Here is a 19,382-nt window from a genome sequence, read left to right as displayed (position 1 = left end):
ACATCAATATGAACATCTAACGTGTCAGTTAAAAACGATTGGCGAAAGAGAGACTTCGTCATGCGTTACTCCTTAATAGCACGGCGGATATGTTAATAAATTGTACAAAGGATTTTTGTTGCTGCGATCTCACTTATGAGTAGAAATCACTATTTCCCTCGAAAATCCGATGCCTTTTCGCGCCAGGCACTCAAATCAAGCATTGAGGCGTTTAATTTTCAAACAATTACAAAGTGTTAGGGCTGTGAACTTTACCACAGCCATGATTAAGATCATTATGATTTGATCAAATTTTTGTAGCTATAAAGCAGATTATGCATCAACACTGCGAAAAACTTAGCCGCGCTGTGCGAGTAAACGCTCAAACTCATCGACTTTTTCACGCACTAGCTCAACACTCTGCTGCCAAAACGTTGGCTGGGTTAAATCCATCGACAGATGCTTTTCGACGACATCTTCCGCCATCATGCAGCCTGTATCGCGCAGCAAATTGATGTAATCGGTGTAAAACGCTTCGCCTTTGGTTTCTCGCTGTGCATAGATACCCTTGCTAAACAAGAAACCAAATAGGTATGGGTAGTTATAAAAGCTCACGCTATCAATAGAAAAGTGCAGCTTGCTTGCCCAGAAGTACGGATCCGGTTCGCTCATTACGTCGCCATACCATTCTTTCCAAGTTTCTGACATCAACTCACAGAAATCATCTGCGGTTAACTCTCCATCCTGGCGGCGTTCATAAAACGATTTTTCAAACTCGTAGCGAACCGGAATGTTGATCATTAAAGCTAGCGCAGATGACAACTCTTCCCACAACATCTCGAGCTTTTCATCAACGCTCTCAGCTTTCGAAATCAAATGATCACGAACGATGTTTTCTGCAAAGATAGAGGCGGTTTCTGCTAACGTCATTGGGTAGTAAGTTTGGCAAAGTGGCAAATCACGAATAACCCAGTTATGGAACGCATGGCCAAGTTCATGTGCCAGAGTCATAAGGTCTGACCGACTGCCACTCCAAGTCATAAACACAAGTGGTGTTCGCGTTGCTGGCAGTTTGGTGCAGTATGCGCCAAGACGCTTGTTAGCATTTGGCGCGGCATCAATCCAACCATTTTGTACCATCAAACGGACAAACTCCGACATCTCAGGGTTTACTGTTTCAAATGCTTCACAAATAACATCAATCGCTTCATCAAAGTCGTAAACCTTCACTTCACCGCTCAAAGCAGGCATAGCCGCCAGATGATTCCAAGGTTTCATCTCATCCAGACCATGTACTTGCGCCATCAATAAACCTGCTTTCTGACCAATAGCTCGACTGTCTTTGGCTACGGTCATCATCGCATTTAAAGTTTCAGCTTGGATTCGGCTACCATGCAAACTCGGCTCTAGGAAGTGAACTTCACGCTTCGTAGAACGCTTTTTGTTTTCAGTTAAGCGCCATCCTGCTAACGCATTCAAAATCGCAGCGAATGATTCTTGATGCGTTTGCATTGCATCTTGTACGCCTCGCCACGCGGCTTCTTGACGCTCGAATTCAGAACCATAAAGAATGCTTGCCGCTTGAGAAAACCCAAGCTCTTCACTCTTACCATCTACATACTTAAGCTTCACTTTCAATGAGCCAGTCAGGTTATCGTATAGGTTACCCCAAGCCGATTTGCCATCCACACTCATCGCAGCCAGTAACTGTTCTTCTGCGTTGCTAAGACGAGTATCCGCCAACTTTCTAGAATTCAAGATAGAAAAAGCTTGCCCACTGATATCAGGATTCTCATGGTCTAACACGCGCAAGATAAACTCTTCGTCGGCATGAGTTAATGTCAAATCAAAGGGACTGAACGCTTGGGAAAGCTCCGAAAAGATGCGGGTCATTTTACCAAGTAACGATTTCGCTTCGGCGTTTGTTGCATCAACAGAAGCATAACAACTCGCAAAATTTGCAACTGTACCCGCTAAACGACTCGCGGCTTCATTGGTTAAAATCGCATTTTGCATGATCTCTACGTTGCCACAATCTGCTGATTGTTTATTCAAAAGATCAATACATTGTTCCACAAGAGCAATATCGTCTTGAATTCGTGGGTCAGAAAGGTCGTTATAAACGATGGACAAATCCCAACTCGGCGTTGTCATTTCTATATTTCCTTTTTATGTAACTGAGTCAATTTTCGCTTCCTGCACCTAGCAGATGGGCTTCCACTGACATCTTCCGTGACTATGCCCGTAAGCAATATCGTTCTGGGCATTTTAATATTTATAAATTAACGAGTTAAAAGAGGTACGCCAATCGAACGCACCGAGGCGTAAATTTGCTCATCTATGGTAATTGTTACATGCGTGACAGAAGCGTTTCCTATCGACAACGTCGAATACCACTTTGGGTTACGCCAATCTAACTCCAATACATGAGCAAGAATCATACGAATGACGCCACCATGCGTGACGATAAGTAGATTGTCATTGATATCGTTGATGATTTGAGACCAAACGCGACATATGCGCTCAGAAAATGTGCTTAAGCTCTCAGCATTCGGCAACGTATGTTGTGCTGGCGATTGCCAAAAAGCATCTAGCTTTTTCCACTGCTCAGTGAGCATATCAAAAGGCATACCATCAAAATCACCAAATGCCATCTCTTGTAAAGACTCATCCGTCATTACTGGTAATAATTGCTGTTCAGCAATGATGTTTGCCAGTTCTTGACAGCGTGAAAGCGGAGAAGAAATTATTCCACCCACACCTCGTCCACTCTCGGCCCAAGCCCGAGCAATACTCTCTTGATCAGCAGGCGTAACTTTTACATCTGTTTGGCCATGGAGTCCTGGTGGAGCGTCTACTTTTCCATGACGCACAAGATAGATATTGAGTGTTTTCATTTTGTTCCATCCTACTCTTTAAGAACCAACGGCAAACCAGCAGCAACAAAGGTAACGCGATGGCAAACACTGGCTAGTTTTTGATTCATCCGTCCTGCATTATCCACAAAATAACGACTAACCGCCCCCAAAGGCACAATGCCCATTCCAACCTCGTTAGAGACGAATATTAACGTCGCATCTGAGCCACGTACCATCTTTATAAGCTTTTCAATTTCTGCTTCTAGCTTCTCATTGGAACATTCATCACCTAACTCAAATATCCAATTGTTGAGCCACAAGGTTAAACAGTCGACCAATACAACATCGGTGGTAGCGAAATTTGTCAGTAACTCAGATAAATGAAGGGGGCATTCATGCTCTTGCCACTCGCCCCCGCGTTGCTTTTGATGATGCGCTATTCGCTCTCGCATTTCTTGGTCAAATGGCAGCGCGGTTGCAACATAGTGTAATGATCGATGAGAAGCGACCGATAAGTGCTTAGCTGTTTTTTCTGCCAAATGCGACTTCCCAGAGCGCGCGCCACCGAGTATCAATTGCTTCATGAGGAGTGATACAACCCAATCATAGTGAGATAAATAAGCAGTTCCGACAACTGTTGCGCTGCGCCAAGGCAATCCCCCGTAAAGCCGCCAATTCTCTTGGTTAACCAACGTTTGAACATCAAACGAAATACCACGAGAACAAGCGATATCAAGATCGCATCCGCGAAACCAAGCACAAGCAATGTTACGCCACCAGTAAACAACAAAATGGAGACTTCTAGAGAAGACTGGCGACTTGCTAGCGGTTTACTTTTCGACGTATCACTGTCACTGACATAAGGCATGTCATAAATAAGCGTCGCTGCTAGTGCTCGGCTTGCGGTGTAAGCGACGACAATGACCAACCAAAAGTGCGGCAAGTTAGCCAGTTCACTCCAAAAAACATACTTAGCCAATAACGCCATAATGAGAGTGGCGGCACCATAAGTGCCAATACGACTGTCTTTCATAATAGAGAGGCGTCGCTCTACGGTCATGCCACCGCCAATGCCATCCGCCATATCGGTCAAGCCGTCTTCGTGAAAAGCCCCAGTTAACAATAAGCTAAACACCATCGTTAATACTATGGCAACCGACTCTGGAAAAAAAATTGAGGTGAGCGAGAATACCAAAGCGCAAAGTGCTCCAAGCACGAGACCAACTAACGCAAAGTAACGGCCTGCCTGATTCATGCGTTCTTCACTGTAAGGCAACGCTTGGGGCACGGGTAAGCGGCTAAAAAAACTGGTAGCTAATAGAAATAACTCCCACTGGTATCTTAACGATGACGGCGTGACTTTCTCAGAATTATCAGGGACTGACACTAAACTGTAACTCCTGCACTCTCAAAGCTCGCCATTTTGTTGTAAAACTGGGCGGCAGCTTTTAACAAGAGTAAGGCAAGAGCGGCTCCTGTTCCCTCCCCTAGCCGTAAACCAAGGTCGAGCAGAGGTTCGGCTTTAAGATGTTCCAATACAAATTTATGTCCATTTTCTTCAGAGCGATGGGCAAACAACATGTATTCACGCGTTTCTTCGTCTAACAACGTCGCAATATAAGCCGCTACCGATACGATAAACCCATCCACTAAAACTGGAGTTTTAAGCCGCTTGGCTTCTAAAAAAGCGCCCACCATTTGTACGATTTCAAAGCCCCCAACCTGTGCGAGAATCGCTTTGGTATCAAGACCTCGACATCGGTTTACCCCCTGTGCTACCAGTTTATATTTGCGGCTCAACTGCTGTTGATTGATTCCGGTGCCAACGCCAACACAATAATCAATATCTAATGAGCTCAGCGCCGATAACAGTGCTGAGGCCGAACTGGTATTACCGATGCCCATCTCGCCGAACATTAAGAGGTTTGAACCATGCAAAATGGTATGCTCAGCAATCTTCGCACCATATTCTAAACCTAACGCCACTTGTTCTGGGGACATCGCTGATTGTTTAGAAAAATTAGCCGTACCGTTACCCAACCGTTGTTCAACCAAGTTGGGATGGGATTTAAATTCTGGAACCAGCACATCAATAGGAGCCAACATGCCGCAATCTATTACTTTGAGTTGAATGCCATTAATGTCGCAAAAACAGTTGATGGCTGCGCCGCCAGCGAGAAAGTTAGCCACCATTTGCTGAGTGACTTCGCTTGGCGCAATGCTCACGCCCTCCTCTGCAACGCCGTGATCTCCAGCAAATACCAGCATGCTTGGTTTGCAGATAGCGATGGAATCAACTGGCTGAGGTTTATTCTGACTTTGAATAAGAGCTAACTGCAGTGCCACCTTTTCCAATAAGCCTAAAGAACCGACGGGTTTGGTTTTGTTATCTATGCGTGCTTGTATCTCCGCAGCAAAAGAGTCATCCATTTTTTACGTTCCTTTGATGTTGTCTGGGTGAGAGGTGTTCTGTTGTTCAAGAGGTCTTGTTCAGCGACAGTTTTTGCGCGCCCACTATTGTATACACTTGCATCCAATTGGGGCAGCGCTAATCAAGTTTATCTCAGGATAGTCTGCCGAGTTCGCAGAGCGTCTCACCTTTCTTGCACGAGATTATAAGTAACTCGTTGAAATCCGCTACAATAGCTTAGACTATGTTCCCATATAGGAGAAAAGATATGGATAACAACACCTGCGCAATCATCGCCGGTGCAACTGGCTTAGTAGGCTCAAAAGTCATTGCAAACCTCATAAATCAATCAGGTGTTGGAACCCTATATTATCTTTCTCGCCGCCCACTCGATGGCGTCCTAGATGTGGAAAACAAGCTTATTCCTCTCATTGATGCAGACCTTTCTATCCACCAATGGGATGAGAACCAACCAACACCAACCATCGGCTTTATCTGTTTAGGCACGACCCTTAAGCAAGCAGGCAGTAAGGATAATTTGCGTAGAGTAGATGTTGATCTGGTGTGTAAAGTCGCCCAGCAGATGAAAACAATCGGAGTTAAACGCCTTGCGGTTGTTTCTAGCCTCGGTGCAAATAGTAAATCGCCATCCCATTACTTAGCTTGTAAAGGACAAATGGAACAACGAATCGAAGCTATGGATTTTGAGGAAATCGTATTTGTTCGCCCAGGCCCGCTTGTTGGTCAACGTCAAAGCCCAAGAATGGACGAGAAGTTAGTACAAACTCTGTTTAAGGTAATTCGCCCATTCATGCTTGGCAAACTGTCCAACTTTTTACCGATTCGAGCAGAAGATGTCGCCAAAGCGATGATTTATCAACTTTTCAGTTATCAAGAAGACTCGGTGGTTTACTTACAAAGGAAAGAAATGCGTGACTTACTGCATCACTACGAATAACCATTTTGTACAATTAACGTGCTAATTCACGCTCTCACGCGACTTAGATCTCGTTTTTATATTCATTTTAGATCTAGCTAATACCCGTTTGTCATTTTTAAAGTTATATCACGAGCGTTATCTTACGCTCCATAAATACATCCGTATAAAACCCCGTATAAAAAACAACCGCCACTTCGGTTGGTTGATAAGGTCAAATTATGAATTTTGCAGTGATAGCCTCTCTAGCCGTCTTTGTTGGCATATTGTTCTTTCTATTTAGTCAGCAACAAAAGAAACATACTCTTTCACGTCTCGTTTTGATCGGTCTTGTTACCGGTTCTCTTTTTGGTCTTGCTTTGCAACTCATTCACGGTGAAGGCAACAGCGCAATTGCTCAAACACTTGAATGGGTAGGCATTGTAGGCAGTGGCTACGTTGGTCTACTGAAAATGGTCATCATGCCACTAGTATTGGTATCGATGATCTCTGCAGTTGTTAAATTGGAGAAAGGTGGATCTTTAGGTAAAATTTCTGGCCTGACCATCTCTGTTCTTCTAGTAACGACTGCAATTGCTGCACTTATCGGTATCTTGGTGACAACAACATTTGGCCTTTCAGCAGAAGGGTTAACTGAAGGTGCGCGTGAAACCGCTCGTATCGCCGTTCTAGAAAGCCGTGCCGGTACAGTAAGTGACCTAACTATTCCTCAAATGCTAGTTAGTTTCATTCCAACCAACCCATTTGCTGATCTAACAGGTGCTCGCTCGACATCGATTATCGCTGTAGTGATTTTCGGCGTGTTAACTGGTATCGCCGCTCGTAAAGTGATGATGGAAAAAGCAGAGTTGGAATCACCGATTCGTACTTTCGTAGAAGCTGCTCAATCTATCGTTATGCGATTAGTGAAGATGATCATGGCCCTAACGCCATACGGCATCGCAGCACTGATGGCAAAAGTGGTAGCGACATCAAGCGCAGGCGACATCCTAAACCTACTTGGCTTTATTGTGGCGTCTTATGTTGCTATCGCACTGATGTTTGTTGTTCACGGCGTATTAGTCTCTTTTGTCGGCGTTAGCCCTGCGGAATACTTTAAGAAAATCTGGCCTGTACTGACCTTCGCGTTTACATCTCGTAGCTCAGCAGCAACAATTCCACTAAACGTAGAAGCGCAAATCACGAAGCTTAACGTACCACCAGCGATTGCAAACCTATCAGCATCGTTTGGTGCCACTATCGGCCAAAACGGCTGTGCGGGTATCTATCCTGCAATGCTTGCAGTGATGGTAGCTCCAACAATGGGTATCAACCCACTTGATCTACACTTTATCCTGTCATTGATTGCGATTATCACCATCAGTTCATTTGGTATTGCAGGTGTTGGCGGCGGTGCAACGTTTGCAGCCTTGATTGTTCTTCCTGCAATGGGCTTACCTGTGACCATCGCGGCGCTACTTATCTCTATTGAACCATTGATTGACATGGCACGTACCGCACTAAACGTTTCAGGCTCAATGACTGCGGGTACAATTGCTAGCCGAGTGCTGAAGTCACCAGAAAGTGAAGCAACATTGGAAGAAACACGAGCATAGAACTCAAATTCCTTCCAAAGCGATAAACGTAAAATATCAAGCCGATGGTTCGCCATCGGCTTTTTTCATTTTCAAAAATTCAACTTGCATCTTTCGTTGCTAGTCAAGGCGTTGAATGGTCTAATACTGTCATCGGTTTTGTAAACGGTAAGCAGAATGCACCAAGATAATCAGCCCACTTTTTTCTTCTTTGATTATGAGACATGGGGAACCAACCCCGCGAAAGATCGCCCAAGCCAGTTTGCTGGTGTTCGTACAGATGAAAACTTTAATATCATCGGCGAGCCTTTAGTCATGTACTGTCAACCACCAGCTGATTATCTTCCGTCTCCTGAAGCTGCGCTTATTACTGGTATTACTCCGCAAAAAACGGTTCAAGAAGGCCTTTCTGAGCCAGAGTTTATCGCTAAGATTCACGCTGAACTCGCGAGACCAAATACCACCAGTTTAGGCTACAACAGCATTCGCTTTGATGACGAAGTGACCCGTTATACTTGTTATCGCAACTTTATCGATCCATACGCATGGAGTTGGCAAAACGGTAACTCGCGTTGGGATTTACTCGATGTACTACGCGCGTGCCATGCCCTTCGCCCAGAAGGCGTAGAATGGCCAGAAAACGAAGATGGCTTCACTAGCTTTAAATTAGAACACTTGTCTGTGGCTAACGGCATAGAACATAGTAACGCGCACGATGCCATGGCAGATGTGATTGCGACTATCGAAATGGCAAAGAAAGTAAAAGCAGCGCAACCAAAATTGTTTGATTACTTTTTTTCTATGCGCCAAAAGCGCAAGCTCAATGATTTAGTCGACATCGTCAACATGACACCGTTGATGCACGTTTCAGGCATGCTAGGGCGCGAATGCCAGTACACTAGCTGGATTGTGCCTGTTGCTTGGCATCCAACCAATAATAACGCCGTTATCACCATCGATTTAGCGAAAGACCCTCAACCTATTCTTGAGCTATCCGCAGAAGAGCTGCACGAAAGACTCTACACTAAGCGCGAAGATCTTGGTGAATTGCTACCAGTGCCAGTTAAACTAGTTCATTTGAACAAATGCCCTATTCTCGCCCCTGCAAAAACGTTAACGGCTGAAAATGCGGAGTCTATTGGCATTGATCGCCAGCAATGTCTCGCTAATCTCGCTTTGTTGCGCCAACATCCTGAAATTAGAGAAAAGCTGATTAGCCTCTTTTCAGTCGAGCGTAAATTCGATAAAAGTGATGACGTCGATACACAGCTTTACGACGGGTTCTTTTCTCCGGCTGATCGCGCAGCTATGGATATCATTCGAGAAACCGACCCGAATAATCTTGCTGCATTAGACATTGAATTTGATGACAAGCGCATTAAACCTCTATTGTTCCGCTATCGTGCGCGTAACTTCCCAGGCACATTAGACGAGCAAGAACAAAGACGCTGGGCACTACACTGTCGAGAAGTGTTTGAAAGCCAAATTGAAGAGTACATGCTGAATTTAGAAAACTTAGTTCACGAACATGAAAGTGACGAAAAGAAGATTGCGATATTAAAATCCGTGTACCGTTATGTAGAGAGCTTAGCTTCCTAACTCCTCCTAATACAAGCGCACCTTATGGTGTGCTTGTTGTTTATATACTGTCAAAATGATTAAAGAACGATTCTTACAACTGATCCAACTGCTCATTTCAATCTTCCTCATCATGGGAGCACTTGGCATCGGAATTACCATTCAAAAGTTCACTGGCGTTTCCGTTCCAGGAAGTGTCATCGGTATGCTCGTACTGTTTTTCTCCATGACTCTTGGGCTTGTAAAAGTCGACTGGGTCAAACCGGGCGCCACGCTATTTATCCGCTATATGATCTTATTGTTCGTTCCTATTAGCGTGGGATTAATGCAACATTTCGATATGCTACTCGCTAATGCCCTCCCTATCATTGCTAGCGCAGTTGGCGGTTCACTCATTGTACTGGTCAGCCTCGCTTGGCTGCTGGATTACTTGCTACAGGAGAAACACTGATATGTGGTTAGTTGTTACCATTGCGGTTTTTCTTATCGCTCGCCAAATCGCAATCAAAGTGAACAATCCTCTAGCAAACCCTTTGCTGATCAGTATCGCAGTACTCATTCCTTTGCTTACTTACTTAAATGTGCCATTTGAAACGTATTATGCGGATAACGAAGGAATTAGCTTTTTGCTTCAACCTGCTGTAGTTGCTCTGGCTTATCCACTATATGAACAACTACCACAAATTAAAGCAAACTGGCGAATCATCACTTTCGCTTGCACAGTAGGCAGTGTGATGTCGATGATGACAACCACCTTGATCGCAGTCGCTTTCAAAGCGGATATCAGTTTAATCGCGAGTCTAGTGGGTAAATCCGTCACTACACCAATAGCGATGGAAATATCGAGTCACCTCGGTGGTGAAGCCGCCGTTGCAGCGATCTTGGTTCTGATTGTCGGTTTATTGGGCGCAATTTTGGCATACCCAATTTACAATTTGATTGGAATTAAACACCCGATTGCACGTGGTCTGACAATGGGTACAGTCTCTCATGCCTTAGGCACCGCTACTTGTGCAGAGAAACAGCCCATAGATGCCGCGTTCTCATCACTCGCATTGGTTTTATGTGGGATCATAACTTCTATTTTGGCTCCAAGCTTTTTTGCTTTGGCTGTCTGGCTATATCAATAGTTAAGCGCTCTCGGTCTGCCCTCCTTCCGGCAGGCCGTAGCCTTTCCGCTTCTTCCTTACCCTTTTCAAAACCCTATCTTATCTATCAACCTCACCCAGTAATATCGTGAAGGGACTTGATCGAGATATACATTCATAGCATTAGCATTCTAGGTGCTACCACTCGCTCTAGATTACGTAGGTATAAAGTAGCATAGCGGTAAAAGTCGCGTTAGTAACATACTCCTGCTCCTTGGTCATATGAATATATACTGATATGGTTAATTGTGAGACGGAGATAACGCTTCACACCTGTGCAATCGAATACATGTGTGAGCTCACTCTAATTATGTAACAGAATTATCAATTGCATTATTTATCGTGATCTAACGCACGGAACATTTCTATCTTTCACATAGAATAACTGTCCATGCAATAACAAGGATTCAACATGAAAAGTCGCATTGAACAGGCGCTAGCAGGCGCTCCAGAAGCACTTTCCAAACAACTTGCTCCTATCATCCAAGCTGATGATTTTGATGCTACGCTTTCAGTTCAACAATTTGAGCAGTTGCTTTCAGCTACCGGTCTATCAGACAAAGAGCTTCGTGTTGCGCTACTTCCTTTTGCCGCAGCGTACTCCTATGCTCCCCTTTCTGACTTTTATGTCGGCGCTATCGTTCGTGGTCTTTCAGGTCGCCTTTACTTCGGTGCCAACATGGAATTCTTTGGTGTACAGTTGGGTCAAACGGTTCACGCAGAGCAGTCTGCGATTAGCCATGCTTGGATGAAAGGCGAACGTGGTGTTAAGGATATCACTATCAACTTCAGCCCATGTGGTCACTGCCGCCAGTTCATGAATGAGTTATCTACCGCAAACGAGCTTAAAATCCAGCTCCCAGAACGTGAAGAAAAGTCACTTCATGAATACCTGCCTGAAGCCTTTGGACCAAACGATCTCGGTATCGAGTCCGGCTTAATGGCAGAAGTTAAACACCAATTCTCATGTGATGATGAAGACGCACTCATCCAAAGTGCAGTTGAAGCGATGAACATGAGCCACTCTCCATACACCAACAACTTGAGTGGTTTAGCATTAGAGATGACTAGCGGCCGTGTATTCCAAGGCGCTTATGCAGAAAATGCAGCGTTTAATCCTAGCTTGCCACCGCTACAAGTTGCGCTAATCCAAGTTTTACTTGCGGGTGAAACCTTTGACAGCATCAAAGCCGCTGCATTGGTAGAAAACTCTGAAGGTAAGATCAGTCACTTAGCCGATACGCAATCAACGTTGGAAGCGTTGAATCCAGATATTCCGCTTAGTTTTGTCAACGTATAAACGACAAATTCAACAAAAAGCTCTACAACATGTAGAGCTTTTTTATTACCTAAAAACCAAAAGCAAACGTTTGCTTTGTCATAAAACTTCAGTATGATCTCCTGCAATTTCTGTCTCATCACTCTATTTTGTAAGGGAACACTATGTTTGGCACTGCAACTAGCGCAAATGCTACCCGTGTATTACTTTTAGGCTCTGGCGAACTCGGTAAAGAAGTCGCCATTGAATGCCAGAGACTTGGTTTAGAAGTGATTGCTTGTGATCGCTATGCCAATGCTCCAGCGATGCAAGTCGCTCACCGTAGTTATGTTATCGACATGTTAGATGGGAACGCCTTAGAAGAAGTTATTACGAAGGAACAACCTACTTACGTCGTACCAGAAATTGAAGCCATCGCAACCGGCAAACTGGTAGAGCTTGAAGAAAAAGGACTGAATGTTGTTCCAACCGCTAAGGCAACCAGGCTAACAATGAATCGTGAAGGTATCCGACGTTTGGCAGCAGAAGAACTGGAATTGACGACTTCACCTTATCGTTTTGCAGATAACTTTGAAGACTTCAAAGCCGCGGTTGAGCATGTGGGTATTCCGTGCGTGGTGAAGCCTGTGATGAGCTCTTCAGGTAAAGGGCAAAGTGTTATCAAGACCGAAGACGACGTTACACAAGCATGGGATTACGCTCAGGAAGGCGGGCGTACGGGTGCAGGTCGCGTTATCGTGGAAGGTTTTATCGACTTCGATTACGAAATCACTTTATTGACCATCAGAGCCGTTGACGGTGTGCATTTCTGTGCTCCAATTGGTCATCGTCAGGAAGATGGCGACTACCGCGAATCATGGCAACCGCAAACTATGTCAGAAAACGCAGTAAAAGCAGCTGAATACACGGCTGAGAAAGTGGTAAACGCGCTCGGTGGCTACGGCATCTTTGGTGTAGAGCTGTTTGTCAAAGGCGATAAAGTCATTTTCAATGAGGTCTCTCCTCGCCCTCACGATACGGGTATGGTTACAATGATTTCGCAGGAAATGTCTGAGTTTGCTCTCCACGTGCGCGCGTTTACCGGAATGCCAATTAATAATATTGTACAATATGGCCCATCTGCGTCTGCTGTTATTCTTGGACAAGGGACTTCCACAAACATTCGCTTTGAAAACCTAAGCAAAGCTTTAGCTCAACCTCAAACACAAGTTCGTCTATTCGGTAAGCCAGAAATCGATGGTCGCCGCCGTTTAGGTGTTGTCCTTACGCGACGAAAAACCACCGAAGAAGCCGTTCAAGATGCTGTTGAAAGTGCTTCAAAAGTGAATATCATTTATTAAATACGAACCACTCATACAAAAATAGCGCAGCTCAAATTGCTGCGCTATTTCGTGTTCCAAACCGAAGAGAGCCTATTCACTCTCGATTAAGTACACTTCTTCAGAGAAGCGACTTAAGCCTTTTTTCGCAATTTTAGGATGATTCTCGTCAGCTTCATCTACGTTCAAACAAGTAACTTTGTAACCTGAAAATAACTGCTCAATCTCTTCGACCGGCACGCTAAATGGAGGCCCCGCCATCTCTTCTTGAGGATAGTTGAGTGTAACAAGCAAAATACGACCGCCTGGGTTCAAAAGTTGCTTGAGACGCTCTACATACTCCTCTCGCATATCTTGCGGTAAAGCAACCAACGCGGCGCGATCATAAATGATATCGGCTTGAGATACTGGTGCAGTGAAAAAGTCCCCAGTATAAATAGAGAGCTCATCAAATTGATAAAGCTCGTGCATGCCATTAAGAGGCGTTACCGTTGGCGTGTAAAAATGTTCAGCAAAAAAGGCACGCACAGCAATATGGCTTAGCTCAACACCTTCAACCGAATCATGCTTCATCGCTAGCCAAATCAAGTCTTCTGACTTTCCACATAAAGGAACTAACACTTTATCTTCACGCTTTGGATTAGTGTGTTTCCAATATACTGGTAATAGCGGGTTTACATCTTCCAAGTGAAATCCGATCTGATTGCTGGCCCATTTGTTATGCCAAAATTCTTGGTCTCTCATTTTACTTTCTACTTGTCGGCTGTTTTCATTTTGAGAGGTAAGACTAACGTTTTTTTTCAATTTGTCTATGCCGTTCATCTTTGGTTAATACTGCGGTGATAGGATGTAATCGGTCTCATAGGAGACGCGCCTTTATCTGATAATCAGAATAAAGAAAAGATAAATGGTGATCTAACGCACGATTCTACTTCAAGATAAAACTGAAACCTTGGAATCTTTCGTAATGGCCCCATTTATAAGTTAGTACCTGATTTGCCGAACTTAGCGACCTTTATGTTCCCTATTTTCTAAGTACAAGCAAGTTAAGGAGAGTGAATGAGCTTATTTCTTCGTACTACAGCATTGATGCTTTTGGTACTTAGCCGTGCACCGGCATTTGCCGCACTTCCAATTACCCCTGCGCCTAATGGCGAACAAAATCGTTCAACCAGCCAAAACGAAGTTTGTTCGAAACTTTTTAAACACAGCCTTAGCGGTTTATATGGCATTCAGTCAATCGACACCACACCAACTCAGCCATATTCTGACTTCGACATCCTTTACAGCAAAGCTCACCAAGCACAATTTGAACTTGAAACTATCTGTAAGAGTACCGCACTTCTTAATGACGCTCAGCCATACTTCGCAGGCGTGAAATCCAAACAACGAGCAGAAGAAAAGATAGCTTTAGAGTTAGATGGGAAAGTTGAACGTATTACTGACCTAGCACGTGCAACGATTGTAGCTGAAGACGTCGCGAGCTTAGTCTCCATTTATGAAACGTTAGAGCGTGAAACAACGATTGTGAAAGTAAAAAATCGATTCAAAAAACCTGGCCCTTCAGGATATAGAGACTTGAACTTGCTCGTTCGTTTACCAAAAACAAACCTAGTAGCCGAAGTTCAACTGCACTTGAAAGCAATCGCAGATGTAAAAAGCGGTCCCGAACACGACCTATACGAAAAAATCCAGAAACTAGAACGTCAAGCGATGTTGGAAAAACGTGAGCTAAGCGAAATAGAGCTTGCCTCTATTCGCAACATGCGTACACAGTCTAAGAACTTGTACCAACAAGCATGGCAACCATACTTAACAACGCATCTAGAAGCGGCGTAACCGATATCATTAAGCGTCTCTCATAAACAGAAAAACCACCGCATTGCGGTGGTTTTCATTTGTATGCACACGAATTTTACGCAAAAAAAGACCACGCCTTAGCGTGATCCATTTATTAGGCTTACTGTACTTTCTTCAGGTTTTCTACACGAGCTTTTAACTTCTGACCCGGGCGAAAAGTCACTACACGTCGAGCAGTAATTGGAATATCTTCACCAGTTTTCGGGTTACGACCAGGTCGTTCATTCTTGTCACGAAGATCAAAGTTACCAAAACCTGACAGTTTTACCTGTTCGCCACTTTCCAGTGCCTTACGAATCTCTTCAAAGAACACTTCCACCGTTTCCTTGGCGTCCCGCTTACTAAATCCTAATTTATCAAACAGGTTTTCTGCCAGTTCGGCTTTTGTGAGCGCCATAAAACTTTCCTCAAAGCTATGTTAAACAATGCTACGTTAGTGTAGCGCCAGAGCAGTTTTACCCTACCAATTCAACAACATATCGGGGTTACATCAGGAAGTGTATGACAAGCTTATGATTTTCGCCAACTTTTTTCTTGGCAAACAAAAGGAATAGCACTACGTAAATTATTGTTAAACGCCAGAAATTTGATATTTTTGTTTTTGTTTCATCTTTATCAGGAAAAACATCCAGATTATAAAACTAAAAGTAGTTTAAATATCAACATTAAACACTATTTAATAAAAATATCAGATATTGGTTATTTAACAGACACTTGACATAGAACTTGTCGTAAATTCAGTGATTTGTATGTAACTCGATACGTAACAATTAGATTAAAAGGTATGACCACCTGTACTTTGCAACTGTGCTTTGAAAGCTTGATTAAACCCACGCTTCTCGCTGTTTAACGATGACGCCATATATAAAGATTGATAATGTGGAAGTTCGTGTATTTCCTCATTAGCTTCTTACACTGCTTCTAGGCGACCATGATTAATCAAATCATAAATATTCTTTTCCCTGTTTTTGCTCTTGTCGGAGTTGGCTATTTGGTCGGTCGTTACATCAAGCCTGACTTTCGCCCAATAAACCGCATTAATATTGAGGTGTTTACGCCAGCACTGGTATTTTCGTCACTCGTTAGCATGCCGCTCGATTCAAATCAGGGGCCGCTTCTTTTGGCGGCAATTGTTGCGGTTTTAATTCCCGCACTACTCATGATCCCGGTATGTCGATGGACGTCACTCTCGTTTAAAACCTGGGCGCCACCACATATGTTTCGGAATAGCGGAAATCTAGCTATTCCTTTGTTTACCTATACGTTTGGAGAAATTGCGCTGTCGTCAGCAGTGCTTTTATTTGTCGTGTCAGCATGCTTGCATATCAGCTTAGGCGTAATGCTGCTTAGTCATGGCAACCCTTTTAAGCAAATAGTCAAGATGCCAATCTTTTTAGCAGCGTCGTTGGCTCTGTTTCTCAACGTGTCAAATGTGGGTGCATGGGCGCCTTTATGCGAAGCCACGGCTCTACTTGGGCAAGCGGCCGTACCCGTGATGCTTTTATCTCTGGGGGCACAAATGTGTCATTTAAGGTTGGACGGTTTAAAGATTGGTGTGTTGTGTACCGTGCAGTCACTGGCAACTGGTGCTGTCGCTTTTGCACTTATTTATTGGTTAATTCCCCTTCCAACGATGCAATTGCAAATGATGGTGCTCTTCACAATGCTGCCGCCAGCCGTCATGAATTACCTATTTGCGGAAAGGCTGAATATAGAACCCATGAAAGTGGCGTCAATGGTACTATTTGGCAACTTTTTCAGCATTCTTACGCTGCCTCTTCTGCTTAGCTATACCCTCTCACTCGCTGCCTAACCGCCAACAAGCTATCGTTAGCGTGTATTAGCTGAAAAACAATACGTTCCTAATCTCGGGTAAGGGCCATCCCTAGTTTGGTCTAGTATTTTAAAGTAATGAGGGATGGTGCGAGCAGTAAGGAACTTGAACAACGATAAGGTAATCCTAAAAATAAAAAAACCCTGCCAAACTGGCAGGGTTTTCATTTCTTAAGAAGATACGTTACGCGAGATTAGTCACGTAGAGACGCACCAAACTTCTCAGAAACGTGAGCAACGATAGCGTCAACCGCACCAGCGATATCTGCATCTTCAAGCGTACGCTCAAGTGACTGTAGAGTCAGAGCGATTGCTAGGCTCTTCTTACCTTCTTCAACGCCTTTACCTACGTAAACGTCGAACAGTTTTGCATCTTTAAGGAACTCGCCACCTTGCTCTAGACAAGCGTTAACAATGTCACCAGATGCAACAGCTTCATCCACTACTACCGCGATATCACGACGGTTTGAAGGGAATTTAGAAAGTGCTACCGCTTCTGGGATCACTTTGCTGTTAATTGCAGACCATTCGATTTCGAATACGATAGTACGACCATTTAGACCGAACTTACGCTCAAGCTCAGGGTGAACGGTACCGATCACGCCCACTTCTTTGCCATCTACGATGATTGCCGCAGATTGACCTGGGTGAAGTGCTGGGTTAGCTTTTTTGCTTTCAGGTGACAGTGCAGCGAAAGAGTACGCTTTTTCGTTCGCAGATAGCTCTAGAATCGCTTCTAGATCGCCTTTAAGGTCGAAGAAATCAACCGTGTTAGTTTCGATATCCCAATGTTCTTCACCGCGAGTACCAGCGATAACACCCGCTAGCATAGGCTCTTGGCGCATGCCGTTTTCTGCAGATTCACATGGGATGAAACGTAGGCCGTATTCGAATAGACGAACGCGTGGCTGTTGACGCTTCTGGTTGTGAACAACCGTGTTCAGCAGACCTTGGATAAGACCAAGACGCATTGCTGACATGTCTGCAGAAATTGGGTTTGGAAGTACTAGAGGCTCAACACCAGGTACAACTAGCTTTTGCTGCTCAGGCTCAACGAAGCTGTATGTGATTGCTTCGTGGTAACCACGGTCAACAAGAAGATCACGAACGCGTTTCAGTGGAAGATCCGCTTCAACGTGGTTGTGCATCTTAAGTGCTGCTGCTGGGTGTTGGTTAGGAATGTTGTCATAACCGTAGATACGGCCAACTTCTTCAATCAGATCTTGCTCGATAGCGATATCGAAACGCCATGTTGGCGCTACTGCCATCCAACCTTCTTCTGAAGCTTCAACAGTCAAACCTAGACGCTCTAGGATTTCTACTACGTCGCTATCTGCAATGTGGTGACCTAGCAGGTTGTCTAGCTTAGTACGACGTAGAGCAACTTTGTTTGGCTTAGGTAGGTCTGCTTCAGACTCTACTGCAACAACAGGTGCTACTTCACCGCCACAGATCTCAACAAGAAGCTGAGTTGCACGCTCCATTGCGCTCACTTGTAGTGCGTAATCCACACCACGCTCGAAACGCATTGAAGAATCAGTGTGAAGACCGTAGCTACGTGCGCGGCCACGGATGTGGTCAGGTGCAAAGAATGCACACTCTAGTAGAACGTCGTTAGTCTCAGTTGTTACACCAGACTCTTCACCACCAAAGATACCTGCGATTGCAAGTGCTTTGTTGTGGTCAGCAACTACTAGTGTATCTGCGTTTAGTTCTGCTTCGTTGCCGTCAAGAAGCGTTAGCTTCTCACCTTGCTCTGCCATACGAACTACGATGCCACCTTCGATCTTCGCTAGATCGAATGCGTGCATTGGTTGGCCTTGCTCTAGAAGAACGTAGTTAGTGATGTCTACTACAGGGTCGATAGAGCGAATACCACAACGACGCAGTTTCTCTTGCATCCATAGTGGCGTTTCAGCTTGAACGTTTACGTTCTTAATAACACGACCTAGGTAACGAGGACACGCAGCTGGCGCTTTCACTTCGATAGACACTTTATCGTCGATTGAAGGGGCAACTGCTTCTACTGATGGCTCAGTCACGTCAGCACGGTTTAGTACGCCAACTTCACGAGCTAGACCACGAATGCTGAAACAGTCAGCGCGGTTTGCTGTTAGATCTACGTCTACTGTTACGTCGTCTAGACCTAGGAATTCACGGAAATCAGTACCGATTACTGCGTCTTCTGCTAGTTCCATGATGCCGTCTGACTCAACGTCGATACCTAGTTCAGTGAACGAACAAAGCATGCCGTGAGATGGCTGGCCACGTAGTTTCGCTTTTTTGATTTTGAAATCACCTGGAAGAACAGCACCAACTGTTGCGACTGCTACTTTCAGACCTTGGCGACAGTTAGGTGCGCCACAAACAATGTCTAGAAGCTCTTCTTCACCCACGTCAACTTTAGTTACGCGCAGTTTGTCTGCATCTGGGTGTTGGCCACATTCAACAACGTGACCGACTTTAACGCCAGTAAAAGAACCAGCAACAGGAAGAACCTCGTCTACCTCTAGGCCGGCCATTGTAATTTGGTGAGTTAGCTCGTCAGTAGTAACCGCAGGGTTTACCCACTCACGAAGCCATGATTCGCTGAATTTCATGTTGATG

17 protein-coding genes are annotated in these 19,382 nt (G+C 44.5%); 9 read left to right on the top strand and 8 right to left on the bottom strand.

Annotated features, from left to right (window positions below):
- Nucleotides 1–336: 336 nt before the first annotated feature.
- From R7P72_RS22100 to cobT, 5 genes are all read right to left on the bottom strand, one after another.
- Nucleotides 337–2,133: a M3 family oligoendopeptidase gene (locus R7P72_RS22100; RefSeq protein WP_213907217.1), complete on the bottom strand. Its 1,797-nt coding sequence runs from the start codon at nucleotides 2,131–2,133 to the stop codon at nucleotides 337–339.
- 128 nt (nucleotides 2,134–2,261) lie between these two features.
- Nucleotides 2,262–2,876: an alpha-ribazole phosphatase gene (cobC, locus tag R7P72_RS22095; RefSeq protein ID WP_017820880.1), complete on the bottom strand. Its 615-nt coding sequence runs from the start codon at nucleotides 2,874–2,876 to the stop codon at nucleotides 2,262–2,264.
- Nucleotides 2,877–2,887: 11 nt separating this feature from the next.
- Nucleotides 2,888–3,421 carry a bifunctional adenosylcobinamide kinase/adenosylcobinamide-phosphate guanylyltransferase gene (cobU, locus tag R7P72_RS22090; protein WP_047100703.1) on the bottom strand — a complete coding sequence of 178 codons (534 nt, stop codon included), beginning with the start codon at nucleotides 3,419–3,421 and terminating at the stop codon, nucleotides 2,888–2,890.
- The gene (locus R7P72_RS22085; RefSeq protein WP_115385892.1) at nucleotides 3,418–4,224 is read right to left on the bottom strand and encodes an adenosylcobinamide-GDP ribazoletransferase; all 807 of its coding nucleotides are present in this window, start codon (nucleotides 4,222–4,224) and stop codon (nucleotides 3,418–3,420) included. The genes cobU and R7P72_RS22085 overlap by 4 nt, the downstream gene beginning before the upstream one ends.
- Complete coding sequence (gene cobT / locus R7P72_RS22080; protein ID WP_047100705.1) at nucleotides 4,224–5,267, bottom strand: nicotinate-nucleotide--dimethylbenzimidazole phosphoribosyltransferase; 1,044 nt, start codon at nucleotides 5,265–5,267, stop codon at nucleotides 4,224–4,226. The genes R7P72_RS22085 and cobT overlap by 1 nt, the downstream gene beginning before the upstream one ends.
- 248 nt (nucleotides 5,268–5,515) lie before the next feature.
- On the opposite strand from cobT, the gene R7P72_RS22075 reads away from it, so the two are divergent.
- From R7P72_RS22075 to purT, 7 genes are all read left to right on the top strand, one after another.
- Nucleotides 5,516–6,205 (top strand): NAD(P)H-binding protein, encoded by a 690-nt coding sequence (locus R7P72_RS22075; RefSeq protein ID WP_047100706.1) that lies wholly within the window; start codon nucleotides 5,516–5,518, stop codon nucleotides 6,203–6,205.
- Nucleotides 6,206–6,405: 200 nt separating this feature from the next.
- Complete coding sequence (locus R7P72_RS22070; RefSeq protein WP_047100707.1) at nucleotides 6,406–7,779, top strand: L-cystine transporter; 1,374 nt, start codon at nucleotides 6,406–6,408, stop codon at nucleotides 7,777–7,779.
- Between the two features lie 156 nt (nucleotides 7,780–7,935).
- On the top strand, nucleotides 7,936–9,357 hold the full coding sequence (gene sbcB, locus R7P72_RS22065) for an exodeoxyribonuclease I (RefSeq protein ID WP_132936599.1): 1,422 nt from the start codon (nucleotides 7,936–7,938) through the stop codon (nucleotides 9,355–9,357).
- Between the two features lie 55 nt (nucleotides 9,358–9,412).
- A complete protein-coding gene (locus R7P72_RS22060) occupies nucleotides 9,413–9,787 on the top strand; it encodes a CidA/LrgA family protein (RefSeq protein ID WP_005385452.1) in 375 nt (124 codons plus the stop codon).
- Between the two features lies 1 nt (nucleotide 9,788).
- Nucleotides 9,789–10,466 (top strand): LrgB family protein, encoded by a 678-nt coding sequence (locus R7P72_RS22055; RefSeq protein ID WP_005385454.1) that lies wholly within the window; start codon nucleotides 9,789–9,791, stop codon nucleotides 10,464–10,466.
- Between the two features lie 430 nt (nucleotides 10,467–10,896).
- Nucleotides 10,897–11,784, top strand: a complete 888-nt coding sequence (gene cdd, locus R7P72_RS22050) for a cytidine deaminase (RefSeq protein ID WP_005377892.1) — start codon at nucleotides 10,897–10,899, stop codon at nucleotides 11,782–11,784.
- Between the two features lie 143 nt (nucleotides 11,785–11,927).
- A complete protein-coding gene (gene purT / locus R7P72_RS22045; RefSeq protein WP_033905149.1) occupies nucleotides 11,928–13,103 on the top strand; it encodes a formate-dependent phosphoribosylglycinamide formyltransferase in 1,176 nt (391 codons plus the stop codon).
- 72 nt (nucleotides 13,104–13,175) lie between these two features.
- Here purT and R7P72_RS22040 read toward each other — a convergent pair whose 3' ends face one another.
- A complete protein-coding gene (locus tag R7P72_RS22040; RefSeq protein ID WP_021707633.1) occupies nucleotides 13,176–13,826 on the bottom strand; it encodes a thiopurine S-methyltransferase in 651 nt (216 codons plus the stop codon).
- A 315-nt stretch (nucleotides 13,827–14,141) separates the two neighbouring features.
- Between R7P72_RS22040 and R7P72_RS22035 the strand changes: the two genes are divergently transcribed.
- Nucleotides 14,142–14,921, top strand: a complete 780-nt coding sequence (locus R7P72_RS22035) for a phosphoribosylglycinamide formyltransferase (protein ID WP_005377897.1) — start codon at nucleotides 14,142–14,144, stop codon at nucleotides 14,919–14,921.
- 121 nt (nucleotides 14,922–15,042) lie between these two features.
- On the opposite strand, the gene ihfA is transcribed toward R7P72_RS22035, so the two are convergent.
- Nucleotides 15,043–15,339: an integration host factor subunit alpha gene (gene ihfA / locus R7P72_RS22030; protein ID WP_005377899.1), complete on the bottom strand. Its 297-nt coding sequence runs from the start codon at nucleotides 15,337–15,339 to the stop codon at nucleotides 15,043–15,045.
- Nucleotides 15,340–15,873: 534 nt separating this feature from the next.
- On the opposite strand from ihfA, the gene R7P72_RS22025 reads away from it, so the two are divergent.
- Nucleotides 15,874–16,755 carry an AEC family transporter gene (locus tag R7P72_RS22025; RefSeq protein ID WP_033905148.1) on the top strand — a complete coding sequence of 294 codons (882 nt, stop codon included), beginning with the start codon at nucleotides 15,874–15,876 and terminating at the stop codon, nucleotides 16,753–16,755.
- A gap of 214 nt (nucleotides 16,756–16,969) precedes the next feature.
- On the opposite strand, the gene pheT is transcribed toward R7P72_RS22025, so the two are convergent.
- Entirely contained in the window at nucleotides 16,970–19,375 is a 2,406-nt protein-coding gene (pheT, locus tag R7P72_RS22020) for a phenylalanine--tRNA ligase subunit beta (RefSeq protein ID WP_213907086.1), read from the bottom strand.
- Between the last annotated feature and the right edge of the window lie 7 nt (nucleotides 19,376–19,382).

This window comes from Vibrio sp. Vb0888, assembly GCF_033338835.1.
GTDB lineage: Bacteria > Pseudomonadota > Gammaproteobacteria > Enterobacterales > Vibrionaceae > Vibrio > Vibrio alginolyticus.
The sequence above is the reverse complement of the archived record's forward strand: the minus strand, read 5'-3'. Positions and strand labels throughout refer to the sequence as shown.

What these genes read in the sequence shown, in the direction of transcription:
- R7P72_RS22040 (WP_021707633.1), bottom strand. Translation starts at nt 13,826, where the DNA reads ATGAGAGACCAAGAATTTTGGCATAACAAATGGGCCAGCAATCAGATC.
- R7P72_RS22100 (WP_213907217.1), bottom strand. Translation starts at nt 2,133, where the DNA reads ATGACAACGCCGAGTTGGGATTTGTCCATCGTTTATAACGACCTTTCT.
- R7P72_RS22025 (WP_033905148.1), top strand. Translation starts at nt 15,874, where the DNA reads ATGATTAATCAAATCATAAATATTCTTTTCCCTGTTTTTGCTCTTGTC.
- R7P72_RS22035 (WP_005377897.1), top strand. Translation starts at nt 14,142, where the DNA reads ATGAGCTTATTTCTTCGTACTACAGCATTGATGCTTTTGGTACTTAGC.
- cobT (WP_047100705.1), bottom strand. Translation starts at nt 5,267, where the DNA reads ATGGATGACTCTTTTGCTGCGGAGATACAAGCACGCATAGATAACAAA.
- sbcB (WP_132936599.1), top strand. Translation starts at nt 7,936, where the DNA reads ATGCACCAAGATAATCAGCCCACTTTTTTCTTCTTTGATTATGAGACA.
- R7P72_RS22075 (WP_047100706.1), top strand. Translation starts at nt 5,516, where the DNA reads ATGGATAACAACACCTGCGCAATCATCGCCGGTGCAACTGGCTTAGTA.
- cobU (WP_047100703.1), bottom strand. Translation starts at nt 3,421, where the DNA reads ATGAAGCAATTGATACTCGGTGGCGCGCGCTCTGGGAAGTCGCATTTG.
- cdd (WP_005377892.1), top strand. Translation starts at nt 10,897, where the DNA reads ATGAAAAGTCGCATTGAACAGGCGCTAGCAGGCGCTCCAGAAGCACTT.
- R7P72_RS22060 (WP_005385452.1), top strand. Translation starts at nt 9,413, where the DNA reads ATGATTAAAGAACGATTCTTACAACTGATCCAACTGCTCATTTCAATC.
- R7P72_RS22070 (WP_047100707.1), top strand. Translation starts at nt 6,406, where the DNA reads ATGAATTTTGCAGTGATAGCCTCTCTAGCCGTCTTTGTTGGCATATTG.
- R7P72_RS22055 (WP_005385454.1), top strand. Translation starts at nt 9,789, where the DNA reads ATGTGGTTAGTTGTTACCATTGCGGTTTTTCTTATCGCTCGCCAAATC.
- ihfA (WP_005377899.1), bottom strand. Translation starts at nt 15,339, where the DNA reads ATGGCGCTCACAAAAGCCGAACTGGCAGAAAACCTGTTTGATAAATTA.
- purT (WP_033905149.1), top strand. Translation starts at nt 11,928, where the DNA reads ATGTTTGGCACTGCAACTAGCGCAAATGCTACCCGTGTATTACTTTTA.
- cobC (WP_017820880.1), bottom strand. Translation starts at nt 2,876, where the DNA reads ATGAAAACACTCAATATCTATCTTGTGCGTCATGGAAAAGTAGACGCT.
- pheT (WP_213907086.1), bottom strand. Translation starts at nt 19,375, where the DNA reads ATGAAATTCAGCGAATCATGGCTTCGTGAGTGGGTAAACCCTGCGGTT.